General features: G+C 67.0%; 9 protein-coding genes. 5 read left to right on the top strand and 4 right to left on the bottom strand.

The window, feature by feature from the left end; genetic code table 11:
- Window positions 1–702: 702 nt before the first annotated feature.
- Together IE142_RS33590 and IE142_RS33585 are read left to right on the top strand one after the other, a co-directional pair.
- Window positions 703–1122, top strand: a complete 420-nt coding sequence (locus IE142_RS33590) for a hypothetical protein (protein WP_191889235.1) — start codon at window positions 703–705, stop codon at window positions 1120–1122.
- 20 nt (window positions 1123–1142) lie between these two features.
- Window positions 1143–3815 (top strand): DEAD/DEAH box helicase, encoded by a 2673-nt coding sequence (locus IE142_RS33585; protein WP_191889234.1) that lies wholly within the window; start codon window positions 1143–1145, stop codon window positions 3813–3815.
- Between the two features lie 100 nt (window positions 3816–3915).
- Here the strand turns inward: IE142_RS33585 and IE142_RS33580 are convergent, their stop codons facing one another.
- The 4 genes from IE142_RS33580 to IE142_RS33565 all read right to left on the bottom strand — a co-directional run bounded on the left by IE142_RS33580 (window position 3916) and on the right by IE142_RS33565 (window position 10018).
- Window positions 3916–5835, bottom strand: coding sequence for a hypothetical protein (locus IE142_RS33580; protein WP_191889233.1), 1920 nt, complete (start codon window positions 5833–5835; stop codon window positions 3916–3918).
- Window positions 5832–6401, bottom strand: a complete 570-nt coding sequence (locus IE142_RS33575) for a hypothetical protein (RefSeq protein WP_191889232.1) — start codon at window positions 6399–6401, stop codon at window positions 5832–5834. Before IE142_RS33575 ends, IE142_RS33580 begins: the two co-directional genes overlap by 4 nt.
- Window positions 6385–7563, bottom strand: a complete 1179-nt coding sequence (locus IE142_RS33570) for a dsDNA nuclease domain-containing protein (RefSeq protein WP_191889231.1) — start codon at window positions 7561–7563, stop codon at window positions 6385–6387. The genes IE142_RS33575 and IE142_RS33570 overlap by 17 nt, the downstream gene beginning before the upstream one ends.
- 259 nt (window positions 7564–7822) lie before the next feature.
- On the bottom strand, window positions 7823–10018 hold the full coding sequence (locus IE142_RS33565; protein WP_191889230.1) for a dsDNA nuclease domain-containing protein: 2196 nt from the start codon (window positions 10016–10018) through the stop codon (window positions 7823–7825).
- A 265-nt stretch (window positions 10019–10283) separates the two neighbouring features.
- Here IE142_RS33565 and IE142_RS33560 point away from each other — a divergent pair, with 265 nt between their 5' ends.
- From IE142_RS33560 to IE142_RS33550, 3 genes are read left to right on the top strand one after another with little or no spacing between them, the layout of a single operon-like run.
- The gene (locus IE142_RS33560; RefSeq protein WP_191889229.1) at window positions 10284–11000 is read left to right on the top strand and encodes a TnsA-like heteromeric transposase endonuclease subunit; all 717 of its coding nucleotides are present in this window, start codon (window positions 10284–10286) and stop codon (window positions 10998–11000) included.
- On the top strand, window positions 10997–13159 hold the full coding sequence (locus IE142_RS33555) for a TnsB C-terminal domain-containing protein (protein ID WP_229831142.1): 2163 nt from the start codon (window positions 10997–10999) through the stop codon (window positions 13157–13159). The genes IE142_RS33560 and IE142_RS33555 overlap by 4 nt, the downstream gene beginning before the upstream one ends.
- Entirely contained in the window at window positions 13153–14211 is a 1059-nt protein-coding gene (locus IE142_RS33550; protein WP_191889227.1) for a TniB family NTP-binding protein, read from the top strand. The genes IE142_RS33555 and IE142_RS33550 overlap by 7 nt, the downstream gene beginning before the upstream one ends.
- Window positions 14212–14218: the final 7 nt, after the last annotated feature.

The raw sequence follows: 14218 nt of genomic DNA, 5'->3' as shown, positions 1-14218 counted from the left end.
CCCGCGGAGCGGGTACCACATCGCTGCGCGATGTGCAAGCGAACACCCGCGCTGCGCGCGGGTGTTGCGCTCCCGCTCCGCGGGAGCGCTGGCGGGAGCGCTGCGCGTCCCGCTCACCAAGCCCGCTTCGCGGGCTTGGTGACGCTCCGTCCGCTGCGCTTCCGGAGCTGCGGGGCTTCGCCCCGCTGGCCCTGGGCTTCGCTTCGCTCCGCCCTGGGCCGGCGGGTCCGCTGCGCTCCCCCGCCTCAAGGGCCCTTCCGGCTGCGCCTCCACGACCCAGGGCCCGCTGACGCGGGCTTGGCTGGCTACGAGGGGCGGGTGTCGCTCGTTCGTGTCGGGTTCTAGTGTAGTGGCTGCTCAGATAGATGCAGCATGTATCGTTGGCAGAAATCTGGGACACCCGCCAGTCCTCGGGAATCTCCCAAGTTTCGAGAGGATGGCCAGATGGCCGGTCACCATGAATCTACCGGACCAGATCCCGCGCTGAGCAGCGATTCGATGCGCCGGGTGACGCAGTATCAGACGGCAGGTGTGAACGCCCGGTTGAGACTGTTCGCGCTCCTGGAGCGCTGGCCGTGCCCGCGAGCGAGGTGGACGCCTGGTGGCCGGGGCGCAGTGCGAGGTGGTGGAGCTGGACGGCATGGCGCCGGCTTCTCAGGGTGTGCTGTGTTCGCGGACGGCTGGGACGAAGGAGTGATGGCGGTGAGCGAGGCCTTGGGGGGCATCGCGGGCCGGGACTGGCCACGGCGCGGCGGCCGGTCGGGCGGGGCGGCTGAGCTGGCCGTACATTTCGCGGACGTGAGGCAGCGTGAACGGGCGGACCTGGTGCGGCTGGAGGGGTTCGTCCGGGAGTCCGTGCTGCCGCGCGCCCATCCGCACACCACGGCGCGGCGCCGGGTGCTGGAGGTGTTGGGCGAGGCCGGCGGTCTGTGTACGGCGCGGATGGTGAACAGCGACGAGGGCTACATCCTCTGCACGCTCGGTGTCGGGCACTACGACCCGGACGGCCAACCGCCCTTCGAGGACGGAAAGCCCGGCTGGCACAGGGCGGGTGCGTCGATCTGGAACGGCTCGGGTGCGGCCTGCATTCCGCACGCGGCCATCGAGGGACCACAGAAATAGGAATTGGGGAGGGCTTAGAAATGCTTTTGATTCCGCTCAAGGAACACCAGGTCGACCAGAAATTGCGCTTTCGTAACTGGGTCGGATTTCCTGCAAGATCCTTTGTGCCTCCGGAGGGGGCTCGTGCCATGGGGGTGTCCGCGACCGGGTCCGGTAAGACGATCACCACCGCTGCGTGCGCTCTGGAGTACTTCCCGGAGGGGCGGATCCTCGTCATGGTGCCCACGCTTGACCTGATCGTGCAGAGTGCCCAGTCCTGGCGGCGGGTCGGGCACCGGGCGCCGATGGTCGCGGTCTGCTCGGTGGACAAGGACGAGGTCCTGGAGCAGCTCGGAGTGCGCACCACCACCAACCCGATCCAGCTCGCCCTGTGGGCCGGGACCGGTCCGGTAGTCGTGTTCGCCACGTACGCCTCCCTCGTGGACCGCGAGGACCCCGCCGACGTCACTGGTCGCCGGACTGTCCCTGGGCCGTTGGAATCGGCTCTGGCGGGCGGGGAGCGGCTGTACGGGCAGCGGATGGCTCCGTTTGACCTGGCCATTCTGGACGAGGGGCACATGACGGCCGGGGACATGGGGCGGCCGTGGGCGGCGATCCACGACAACAGCCGGATCCCTGTCGACTTCCGGCTCTACCTGACCGCCACCCCGCGCATCCTCGCCGCGCCCCGGCCGCAGCGCGGGCGGGACGGCCGGGAGCTGGTCATCGCGTCGATGGAGGACGACTCCCGCACGTACGGCACCCGGATTTTTGATCTTGGGCTGGCGGAGGCGGTGGAACGCTCGATCCTTGCGGGGTTCGAGATCGACGTGCTGGAGATCCGCGACCCGGACCCGATCCTGGGCTTGTCGGAGGACGCGCTGCGTGGCCGGCGCATGGCCCTGCTCCAGGCCGCACTGCTGGAGCACGCGGCGCAGCAGAATCTGCACACCACCATGGTGTTCCACCAGCGGGTGGAGGAAGCCGCGGCGTTCGCCGAGCAGATGCCGCGCACCGCCGCCGAGCTGTACACCGCCGAGGCCTCCGCGGCGGCCCTGGCCGGTGCGGAGGAGCTGCCCGCGTCGTCGATCGACGCCGAGCTGTACGAGCTGGAGAAGGGCCGTCACGTGCCCCCGGACCGGGTATGGGCGGACTGGCTGTGCGGGGACCATCCCATCGCGCACCGGCGTGAGGTGATCCAGCGGTTCGCCAACGGCATCGACGCCCAGAACCGGCGGGTGCACCGGGCGTTCCTGTCCTCGGTACGCGCTCTCGGTGTCGGGGTCGACATCACCGGACTACGCGGAGTGGAAGCGGTCTGCATCGTCGGCTCGCGCAGCTCCCAGGTCGACATCGTGCAGAACATCGGACGTGCCCTGCGCCCCAACCCGGACGGCACGACCAAGACCGCACGCATCATCATCCCCGTCTTCCTCCAGCCCGGGGAGGACCCGAAGGACATGGTCGCCTCCGCCAGCTACCAGCCCCTGGTCGACATCCTCCAAGCCCTGCGCTCGCACTCCGAGCGCATGGTCGACCAGCTCGCCTCCCGCGCCCTGACCCGCGGCACCGAAGGCCGGCGCATCCACGTCCGGCCCGCCGGCGCGGCCGGCCCGGAGAACGGGGACATGCCCGAGGAGACCAGCCAGGCGCAGCAGGAGGCCGACCGGGTCACCTCGGTCGTGGTCAACTTCGCCTCCCCCCGCGACGCCGCCGACATCGCCGCCCTGACCCGCTGCCGCGTCATCCGCCCCCAGTCCCTGGTCTGGCTCGAGGGCCACCAAGCCCTGCTGCGCTGGCGTGCCGAGAACGGGATCACCGGCCTGCACGCCGTGCCGTACGACACCGAGACCGAGGTCGGCGTGACGAAGAACTATCCCCTGGGCCGGTGGGTGCACCAGCAGCGCAAGGCGCTGCGCGCAGGCGAACTCGACCCCCATCGCAAAGAACTCCTCGACGACGCCGGGATGGTGTGGGAACCCGGCGACGAGGCCTGGGAGAACAAACTCGCCGCACTCCGCTCCTACCACCGGGCCACCGGACACCTCGCACCCCGACAAGACGCCGTCTGGGGCGAAAGCGAAGGGGACGGAGAGCAGCTGGCCATCGGACAGCTCCTCGCCAACCTCCGCCGCAAAGACGGCCTCGGCAAAGACCCCGAACGAGCCGCCGCACGCGCGGCACAGCTCACCGCCATCGATGAGGACTGGAACTGCCCCTGGCCCCTCGACTGGCAGCGGCACTACCGCGTCCTCGCCGACCTCGCCGCCGACGAACCCAGCGGGGTCCTACCCGACATCGCCCCTGGCGTACTGATGGACGGCGATGACATCGGACGATGGCTGGAGCGCCAGAAATACCCGGGCACCTGGAAACAGCTCTCCGAGGAGCAGCAGCAGCGGCTATTGAAGCTGGGCCTACAGCCCGACCAGGCACCGGCCCCCGCCCCGACGGCGAGCCGCACGGCGAAGGGGCCGAGCAAGGCGCAGCAGGCATTCCAGCGCGGACTCGCGGCCCTCACACAGTGGGTCGAGCAGGAAGGCGTGGACCGGCCGGTCCCGCGCGGCGCGGTCGTCGAGATCGAGGTCGACGGCCAGGACGAGCCGGTGCCGGTGAAGCTCGGCGTATGGGTCTCGAACACCAAGTCGAGGCGTGACAAGCTCACCCAGGAGCAACTAGTTGCCCTACGGGAGCTCGGTATCGCTTGGGCATGACTCCGGCACCGACCCATCGGTGCACTAACCAGACAGCACAGAGCCCGCAGTCCCAAGGGAATGCCTGCCGGGACTGCGGGCTGCAGATTCGACTGGTGTTTCAGCTGCTGTCGCCACTCCGATCAGTTTCTGTGTCCGAGGCCTCTTGCCCGGCGGTCACTTCTGGGACGAGGCGATCGGTGTCCGACAGCTTTAGCGCGCGGTGAACTCCCGAGATGGGCGGGGGATCGTTGTCCGCCACGATGATCTGCAGGTCATCCATATGCTCGCGGGCAGCGGTGAGCAGGGTGGTGTACATCTTGCGTAGCCGCTCGAGATCGATGCCTTCGTGGCCGACGTTGTTGCTGAGGCCGTCGATGATCAGGATGTTCGGGAGCGGAACGCTGTTGTCACGTAGGGCAACAAGTTGGTGCGCGAGGACGTGCGCCACGTTGACGAGGACTTCCACTCCCTGAGAGCCGAGGTCTGAGAAGGACCGGCCGTCGACGATGGGCAGGTACGTCTTGCGACTGATGTACGTGCCTGCCGGTTCTTCGAATCGTGGGGTGTCGAAGGCGCGGAGGATCGTCTCGAAGGCTTCGTCGAGTTTCCGCAGTCGTTCTTGGACGGCAGGGTTGCTGTGCCTGGAAGCGTCGATGCTCGCATTGAGAGATTCTTGTTCCTGCTCAAGCTCGGCGATGCGGCGTGCCTGCTTCTGGGAACGCTCGTACAACGACAGGGCTTGTTCCAGGCTGATCAGGCGTTCTTCAAGCCGGGCTTGTTCGGCGGCGGTGGCGCGGATGCGGTCGGTCTGATCGCTGACGAAGGCTGACGTGGCTCGGTCTAGCTGTGCTCCGAGGTCGTTGCGGAGACGGGCGTGGCCTGCGCGTGCGGCCTGGAGTTCCTCGATTCTTTTCGTGCTGCGTTCGATGAGTTGCTTGGTTTCCGAAACCTGCTCGATCACCCGGTCCTGCTCGCTGGCGAGGGATGACGGTGCCGCGGTCTGCGGAGGGGTCTGCAGGCACAGTCGGCAGGTGTGGTCGTCACCGCGCTCTGGGATGCCGGATCCGCATCGGGGACAGGTGTGGAACTCGAAGTCGTTGAGGAGCCGTTCCGCGACGAGTGCGCGGGTGAGGCGACGGCTTTGGGCGATGAGCTGGTCGTGTAGCTCGCGCAGGTTGGCTACCGCCGCAGATTCCGCGGCGGTAGCCATGTCGATGCGCGCGAGTTCGGTTTCAGCTTCAGCAATCCGAGAGCGCAGGGTCACCGTGGAAGGGTCGGTGAGCTCACTCGTTAGTTGCTGATCCGCTGTGCGTGCCGCGCGAAGCTTGGTCTCAGTGGCTGTGCGTTGCACCTCCAGCTGGGCTTGTGAGCCGAAGGCTGTCTCAGCCAGGAGTCGTTCCAGGGTGACGGAGTCTGCAGTGAGGGCCTTGAGCTCCGTGGAGACTTCGCGAAGTCGTTCCCGGAGTCCGGTGGATGCAGGGTCATGGATGCCGTACAGAATCTCGAAGACGTAGCGGCGTTTGATGTTCTTCGCGTGGTTGTCAGCGGTGCCGAAGACAGAAGCGTCGATCTCCTTCTGTCTCAGGACGCAGTACATGAGGTAGTCGCTTGCCGTCACGGGGACAAGCGGGCTCGTTTGGTCGGTTGGGGCTCGTGGCACCTTGATGCGAGGCAGGCCGAGGCGGTCGAGGAGCCAGTCGCGGAAGGTGTGGTCGTAGCCGGCCTGGAGTTCGCTGGCCGGCAACCGCCAGGCTTCCTCCTGGCCTCCGAGCTCGGCGATATCGACCTTGGCGGTCGTCGTGGTGACAAGGGGGCGGACGATGCGGAAGCGGCGGTCGCCGATGAGTACGGTGCCGGCCATGGTGCGCCCTCGGAGCTCGGGGACGACGCTTACATCGGCGCCGAGCAAGGCCCGAAGGCAGCTGATCGTCGCCGTCTTACCGCCGCTCATGGCGCCAGTAATGGCGTTCATCCCAGGCTCGAACCGGATGCGGCGGCTGGTTCCAACCAGGTGCAGTTCTTCGATCCGGATTCTCACAGCTGTGTCCCCCAGTCCGCCTCGACGATGTCGGGGAACGCTCGATAAATCATGTCTTTGAGAGTGGTGCCGGTGAGGTTGAAGTGCCGGCGCAGGAGCCGGGCCCGATCGCGTACGGGGCGCCAGCTTTCGGATTCGGCAAGGGCCTGCGCGACCCTTCTTCCGGCTGGCGTGGTGCGGTAGGTCGCGACCGCGTTCTCGTGCTTGGGCTCGATGAGGCCCTTGCCTGTCAGAGCACCAAGGAGGGCGTAGTAGGCGGGGTCCCAGGGGCCATAGCGATAGCGGATCATGCTCTGCTCGATGGCTCCTGTCAGCCACGGATCGTCGCCTGGGTCGGCGTCGGGTCGGCGCTCGGCCATCAGATGGTTGAAGTGCTCGGGGTAGCGCAGGAGAAAGTCAAGTTTGGCGAGCTTCATCCTGCCTTCGATGCCCTTGGATGCTGCTGTCTCGGAGAAGGCGTCAATGAGGATAAGAAGCCTGGCTTGGGCGTCGGCGGAAGGAGGGAGCCCGTCTGGATACTCCGGGGGCGCGGTGGGGGGCGGGGCGATATCAGGCAGGAGACTCATGGCCGGTCCCCCAGTCGAAGCGGCATTCGTCGGAGATGGCGCACGCCCGGCCCATGAGCAGCACGCTGTCCCGGGCATAGAGGGGCCAGCGGTCGTGGGTAGCGGCGCTGGTTTCGAGAGTGGTCTGGAGGCCGTCGAAGATGGCGTTCGCTGGGCGAGGATCTGCCGCGTGGCTGCGGATGGTACGGCGCGCGACCAGCAGCAGCCGCTCGTCCAGGTCCGCCTCGATGGCCGGGTCAGCCGGCCACGTGCCCAGGGACTGCTGCTTCATACGGTGAATGTCGGCATGCGCGCGGACCATCTGAGCTTCCTGGATTACATCGTCCGTCGCCGCGCCCCGGCGGAGCTTGCGGACCAACGCTGTTTCGACTCCGCTGAGACGCTGCGATACATCGGTCAGCAGTACGTGGTCAGGGCGCATCAGACGCTGTCGGAGGTCGGCGACGGTGCCGGGGCCGATGCGCTTCCTCAACAGTTTCGCAGGCAGGTCCTGCACCGCTAGCTGCTCGGCCCACCGCGGGCCCAAACGGCCCTGCATTGCCTCCCGGGTACGGCGTACGAGTTCGGTGTAGAGGCCGGTGATCTCCGCACCGGTCAAGGACGGGCCGAGCTCGTGGAGGAAGGCGGTGTTGCGCAGCTCGATGTCCTCGCGTCTGGGCAGTTCCCGAATACGGACCAGGCCCAGGAAGGCTGAGACCTCCTTGACGTCAGCCTTCAGGTGGGCTGTCACTCGCTTCAGGCACCGCTCGTTATCCGCCCCTCCCCCATGTGCGAGAGCGGTAACGAGTGCGTCGGCGGGATCGAGGTAGCCCTCCAGCCCAGCTGTGAGCCCGTATGAGAGCGCCTGGTCCTTCACCGCCCCGTACGTACGCCACAAGCTCTTCAACGGTCCCTTGGCGAGAACGTCCGTAAGCGCCCAGGGCGTGGTCGTGTCCCGTGTCTTGATCTGCTGAAAATCCCAGAAGAGGCCGCCCTTGGTCTGCCCCTCGCTGCTGCGGGCAACGATGACGTCCTCGATGTGCTCGCAGGTCACGTGCCGTACCGGCTCGTCAGCGAGCATTTCCAGGATGGCCTGCGCAGCCACATGAACCTGATACTCGTACCGCCGCAGCGTGACCGAACCAGAATCGTCCGGAGCAACGGTTTCAATCGGATCAGCCATGTACCCCCCAGCCCACTCTCCCCAAGCACGCAGCGTAAGCGGTACAACACTGGCCAGTCGATCACTTCGACAGAACTCGTGAAGCCAGCACCTCCTTCCCTCACTGAGGTCGGGTCCCTCTTCGGCGGACGCCTACGGCTCGCGCCTTCAGCACCATCGAAGTCGACTACGCCCGGCCATGGTTCCCAGCGTCGCCCGACCCGGTCCAGCCACACCGGGACGCGCCGAAGACGAGGTACCAGGCATAGTCGCGCCGCCCCTACGTTGACCCGGCGGTGCCGGTCGCGCCCGGCGAAGTTCGTGAGACTGCCGAACGGATCCGGTGATCGACTCGCATTTCGTTGGCCAGTGAGGAGAAGTGGCGTGCGCAGCCGGGATGGTCGCGCAGCGCTCCTGCTACCGATCCGGCGGCATCCCCTGTCAGGGTGCGCAGCCAGTGCCTGATCTCATCCTGCGGCCTCCACTGGTCCCACAAGGCGTCCCAGGTGAAGGCGCCGTTGCAGCAAACTTCCAGCAGGTTCAACTGTGCAGCATTGGCAGCGTGGCGTGCGACGGTGAACAGCCACAGGATGACGGCGTCGACTTCACCGCGCTCTATTGAGCGGTGTGTGCCCAGGAGCTCGGGCATCGCCCGGACAATCTCAAGGGCCCGGAGAGAGTCAGCCAACAACGCCGGCATGAGCGCCTCGGGATCAACGTTGAGAAGAACGTCGCAGTACAAAGCAGCGTCGTCGGGGTGGGCAGCCGCCAGGGCCACCAACTCCTCTGAGGCATTCGCTGCTTCATCGTTCAAAGCATCACGGAGCGTTTCGGCCTGTACTACGGGCGGCACGGGGGGTGTGTCGATCTCCTGGGCGATGAGGTCAAGGAACGCTTGCACCGTTGCCGGCCGTCTCCCAGGGTCCGTACGCGTTGCTCCTCGGACGACCGCGCGCCAGGGTCCAGAGTCCGGTATGAGGGCAATATTCTGCTGCGGGTTCCTGCGTGTGACCGCCCAGCCGATCAGCTGCCCCAAACTGTAGACGTCAGTCGGCGGACCGGCACTGTGGGCATCGAAGCTCAACTCCGGAGCGGCAAAGCCCTCAGATCCCATGCTCGCCCCAAGCCTGGTGCGCTGCGCATGCGTGGTCTGGCCAGGCGGACGACGCACAATGCCCCAGTCGGCAAGAACCCATCGCCCATCAAGCCGAAGTACATTAGACGGCTTGATGTCCCGATGTACCCATCCATGAGGGGAGCCCGGTGCCTGCATCCCATGCGCAGCGACCAGTACCGAGCACAGGCTCTCAATCAGATCCCGTAGTACGGCCGGATCCTTGAGGTCATCGAGGCATTCCGTTGCGACAGCCTGCGCCTTGGGCATGACGAACCACGTGCCGTCGGCGCTGGCGTCCCAGACTGGCATCGCATTCGGATGGTCGCTCAGAAGACGGCCCACCTCAATCTCACGGGTCATCCGGGCTTTCTTGTCGAGGTGCGGGTGCTGGCCGCGTAGCTTTTTGAGGACGACGGGCGTGCCGGTCGGCTTGTGGGTCGCGTAGAAGACGTCAGCCATGCCGTCCTCTTGACGGTGGAAGGGGAACTTTTCGCAGTCATAGTCCTTGCGCAGACCGCGTGCCTCGTACGGGGCTGCGCCACTCCGCACCTCACTGATCTGCGCTGTGTCGACTTCTCGGCGCTGTGAGAAGCCGGTCAACAGCATGCGATCAGGTAGCTGCAGACGCTGTCGGATGTCGGCAACAGCGCTGGGCCCGATACGCTTCCCCAGCAGCCCCGCAGGCATGTCCTGCACTTTCGATTGCTCAGTCCACCGAGGATCCAGGCGGCCTTGCATCGCCTTCCTGACACGGTGCACGAGCTCGGCGTAAAGCCCGTTGATTTCCGCGCCGGTCAAAGACGGACCCAGTTCGCGAAGGAAGGCCACGTTGAGCGACTCGATGTCTTCGCCTCTGGCCAGTTCCTGGATACGGACCAGCCCCAGGAAGGCAGAGACCTCCCTGACGTCACCTTTCAGGTGGGCTGTCACCCGCTCCAGGCAGTGCTCGTTGCCCGCCCCTTCTCCGTGCGCAAGAGCAGTAACGAGAGCGTCGGCAGGATCAAGAAATCCCTCAAAAGCAGCTGTGAGCCTGTAGGAGAGCCCCTGGTCTTTCAACGTCCCATACGTACGCCATAGGCTTTGCAACGGTCTCTTGACGAGCACGTCTCTGAACGCCCAGGGCGTGGTCGCTTCCCGCATCTTGATCTGTTGGAACTCCCAGAACAGACCACCACTGGCCTGCTCCTCACTGCGGGCAATAATGACGTCCTCAATGTGCTCGCATGTCACATGCCGTACTGCCTCATCAGCGAGCATCTCCAGGACGGCCTGTGCAGCCACATGAGTTTGGTACTCGTAGCCCCGCAGTGTGGCCGAACCCGAATCGTTCGGAGCAACAGTCTCAATCGGATCAGCCATGTACCCCCCAGTCCACTCTCCCCAAGCACGCAGCGTAAGCGGTACAACACTGGCCAGTCGATCACTTCGACGGAACTCGTGGAGCCAGGATGTCCCCTCGCTGAGGCCTCCCTCTTCGGCAGCGGATTGCGGTGCATTCACCCGTTCGGGGCGGGAGCAGCCGGATCACACACCTGGCCGCCCGGCATGCATTTGGCTGTCAGACGTGAGGCGACAAGGCTGCAGGGCAAGCGGAGAGTTCGCGGACGGAGCCGGCGATCACCTGATGGCGCGCTTCGTTGATCCCGCGGGCGGTGACCGGCTGATGCGCTGGCGAGACGTCGCACGGGGTGTCGCTTTGGAGGACTGTGGCCCGGTGCGGCCCTTTCCCGTGCGTCCTGGCCGTCGTTTTGCGCCGGGTTGGTGGTGGTCGGCAACGACCGGGCGGCTGGTGCACTACGGGTCTGGTGTCATGCGCACCCAGGTGATGCTGCTGGACCGTGATTCTTCGGTCATGACGATGGCATGTCGGCCTGTAGAGCTGTCCTGGCGGGAATCTGAGGGGATCGTGGTATCGCATGCGCCGCATCTGATGGCGCGGTTCAGTGACGGCGGCGGTCTGCTGCTCGACTGTGCCGGACGAGGGGAGATTTCTCCCCGGCTCGCGCACCGCGCCGACGTCATGGCAGCGGCGGCACGTGCCGTGGGATGGCAGTACAGGGTCGCCTCGCCTCCCGAACCGGTTGTCGCTGCCAACCTGGGCTGGCTGGCCGGCTACCGCCACCCCCGCCACCGGGACGCCACGCTCATGGAGGGGGCGGTGCAGGTCTTTGCCTGTCCTCGGCCGCTGATCGAAGGAGCGCGGGACCTCGGGGACACCATCAGGGTTCTCCCCGCTCTCTTCCACGCCCTATGGACCGGGGCGCTGTCAGCCCCGCTCAACGAGCCCTTGCATGAGCGAGTGACCGTGACAGCAGGCCCGGGCGAGTGGACGTCTGCGTGAAGGCGGCAGTACTCGAGGTGGGGAGCCAGGTGCGGTTCGAGGACCGCACCTGGACGGTGGTGATGCTCGAAGGGGCCCGTGCCCGGCTGGTCGACTCGGACAACTCCCCGGCAACGGTGCTGGTGAACTATCTGTTCGCTGCTCCTGACTTCGAACTCATAGGAGCGCCCCGCCGCCAGGTGCCTCCGTTCGGACTCCTGGAGGAACTACCGGTGCAGGCACGCGAGCGTGCTGAGGCCTGGGAACGGCACGTGCGCGAGGTGGAGACCGGCCTTCCTGTGCCGGGGCAGGGCGGTGTGTCGCGGGCGGAGTTCGATCCGGAGCAGCGGACTGCGGCGGAACGGGAGGAGGCCAAGGCTGCGGAGTTGACCGCGGCGGGGCAGCCGACGAGCGCGGTGACCGTGCGGCGGATGCGGGCCCGTTACCGCGAGAAGGGGCTGTGGGGGCTGGTCGACCAGCGCACGGCACGCAGGGGTTCTGCGGTGGGACGAGCCGATGAGCGTGTGGTCGCTGCGATCATTCAGGTCCTGGAGGCGCAGCGGGATCGCTCCAGTGGCACGCTGAGCCGGCTGCGGCGCATGGTCGGGTGGGTTCTGGAGGAAACCCATGGTCCGGGCGTGGTGGAGGTGCCGCCGGTGACGACGTTCAACCGGCTGGTGCACGCGCTCGCTGATGGCCATGGGTTTCTGGGGTCGGCGGCGCAGCAGCGGCGTCGCACGTCGCGGCCGGCCCCTCCGTTCACCCCGACCGTGGCGCTGCGGCCGGGTGAGCTGGTGATGCTGGACAGTACGCCGTTGGACGTGCTGGGGGTACTCGCCGACGGGGTGACGGGCTCGGTTGAGCTGTCGATCGGGTTGGACGTGGCAACGCGCAGTATCTGTGCCGCGGTGGTACGTCCGGTGGGCACAAGGTCGGTGGATGCGGCGGTGTTGCTGGCGCAGATGGTCACGCCCATGCGGATGCGCCCGGGGTGGGAGACGGCGCTGGCGATGTCCCGGTCGGTCATCCCCTACGAGCGGCTGGTGTCGTTGGATGCGCGGCTGGAAGGGGCAGCAGCCCGGCCGGTGATCATGCCGGAGACGGTGGTGGTCGACCAAGGTGCGGTATTTGTCTCCCATTCCTTCATTGCCGCGTGCGAGAGCCTGGGGGTGTCCGTTCAGCCAGCTCCGCCGGCCAACGGACCGGCCAAGGGCCATGTGGAGCGGACGTTCCGCACCATCGGGGATCGGTTCTCCCAGTACGTGGCCGGCTACTGCGGCTCGGATGTGACCCGGCGCGGCACGCGCGTTGAGGACGAGGCGTGCTGGACGCTTGCGCAGGTGCAGGACCTGCTGGATGAGTGGCTGGTCACCGACTGGCAGCACCGCCCCCACACGTCGCTGCGCCACCCGCTGGCGCCGAAGCTCGCCCTGTCGCCGAACGAGATGTGGAGCGCGCTCGTAGGAGTCACCGGCTATGTTCCGGTGCCGCTGAGCGCGGACGACTACATCGAGCTCATGCCCATCAAGCGGGTGGCCATCAACGACTACGGCATCCGCTTCGACTACCGCACCTACGACCACAAGGTCCTCAATCCGCACCGCGGGGACCGGTCGGGCGCGCCGGACGGCAGGTGGGAGGTGCACCACAACCCCTACGACCCCAATCAGATCTGGGTGCGGCTGCCCACCGGGTGGGAAGAGGTGCCGTGGATCCACCGCGGCTGTGTCAGCCTGCCCTTCACCGACTTCACCTGGCAGCACGTCCGTGCCGCAGTCGAGCGCCGCGGCGACCGCATCGAGCATGAGCGGCAGCTCGCCCAGGCCCTGGACCGCCTCCTGCGGCGTGCGGGCAACGGTGCCGGGACTCGCCGCGAGCAGACGGTGGCGGCGCGCGCCAGCGCCGCAGCGTCCCTGGCCCGACCGGCCGTGCCGCAGGCGGCCCCGGACCCTGTGGCGGCTCCGACCCTCTCCTACGGCCTGGTGGGTGCCTTCACGCCGCTGGAAGAAGAGGATCAGCAAGGGGAGACAGGGTTCGAGGACGGCTGGGACGAGGACGACGACCTGCCCGGCCCCGCTGACGCCGATGAGCCTGCCGGAGGCGAACGTCCGGACTCCTCCGCTCAAGTTCCCCGCCCGTCCCGGATCTATGACGCCTACCAGGAAGCAGCACAGTGGTGACAGACGCCCCTGCCGATAGCACCCTTCACGACGAAGCGAGGGCCGCTGCGTACGCGCCGCCGACCACGCGGGACGGCTGGCAGCAGTTCGTCGCCACTCCCCCGCTGCAGCCCCATCCGGCTACGGATGAGGACTGGTCGCTGGAGGAACGGCTGGACTACCACTCCCGGTTCGTGGTGCTGACCACTCCGGCTATGGAGCGCATCTCTCTGTCGCTGCGGCGCCTGATGCTTCTCAACCGCCGTCAGCAGGGCACCGCACGGCGCGGCCTGATCATCTCCGGGCCGCCCACCACCGGCAAGACCACCACCCTGCTGGAAATGGGCCGCACCTTCGAACTCGCCGAGCAGCGCCGGCACCCCGGCGGCACGGACCGCCTGCCTGTGGTCTTCCTGGCCGTGCCACCGGCCTCCACACCCAAGATGCTGGTCAGCGAATTCGCCCGGTTCCTCGGCATCCCCATCGCCACCCGCATGAACCAGGCGCAGATCACCGACGCCGTCTGCCACCTGCTGTGCCTGCTGGAGACGAAGCTGGTCCTCGTGGACGACGTCCACCTGCTCGACACCCGCACCCGGTCCGGCGCGGAGACCTCCGACCAGATGAAACACCTCGGCGAGCGCATCCCCGCCACCTTCGTCTACGCCGGCGTCGACGTCGAAGCCTCTCCCCTGCTGACCGGGCCGCGCGGCGCCCAACTCGCCGGCCGCTTCACCCTGATCCGCAACACCGCGCTGCCCTGCGCCACCGACGAGCAGCGCGAGATCTGGCGTTCTCTGGTCACCGACATGGAGCAAGCCCTGCGCCTGCGCCACCACACCCCGCACACCCTGGCGCGGCACGCCGACTACCTCCACCAGCGCACCGGCGGCGTCATGGGCAGCCTCTCCCACCTCATCCGCGAAGCCGCCCTAACTGCCCTGCTCGACGGCAGCGAGAAGATCACCAAGAAGCTCCTGGCCGGCATCCAGCTCGACATCCGTGCCGAACAGCAAGCCCGCCCGCCCCGAAAACGCCTCCCTCGTCCGCGCAGCCACAGCGCGGGATCCTGACAGGTTG

It is taken from the genome of Streptomyces mutabilis, assembly GCF_014649815.1.
GTDB classification, from domain to species: Bacteria; Actinomycetota; Actinomycetes; order Streptomycetales; family Streptomycetaceae; genus Streptomyces; species Streptomyces mutabilis.
The sequence above is the reverse complement of the archived record's forward strand: the minus strand, read 5'-3'. Positions and strand labels throughout refer to the sequence as shown.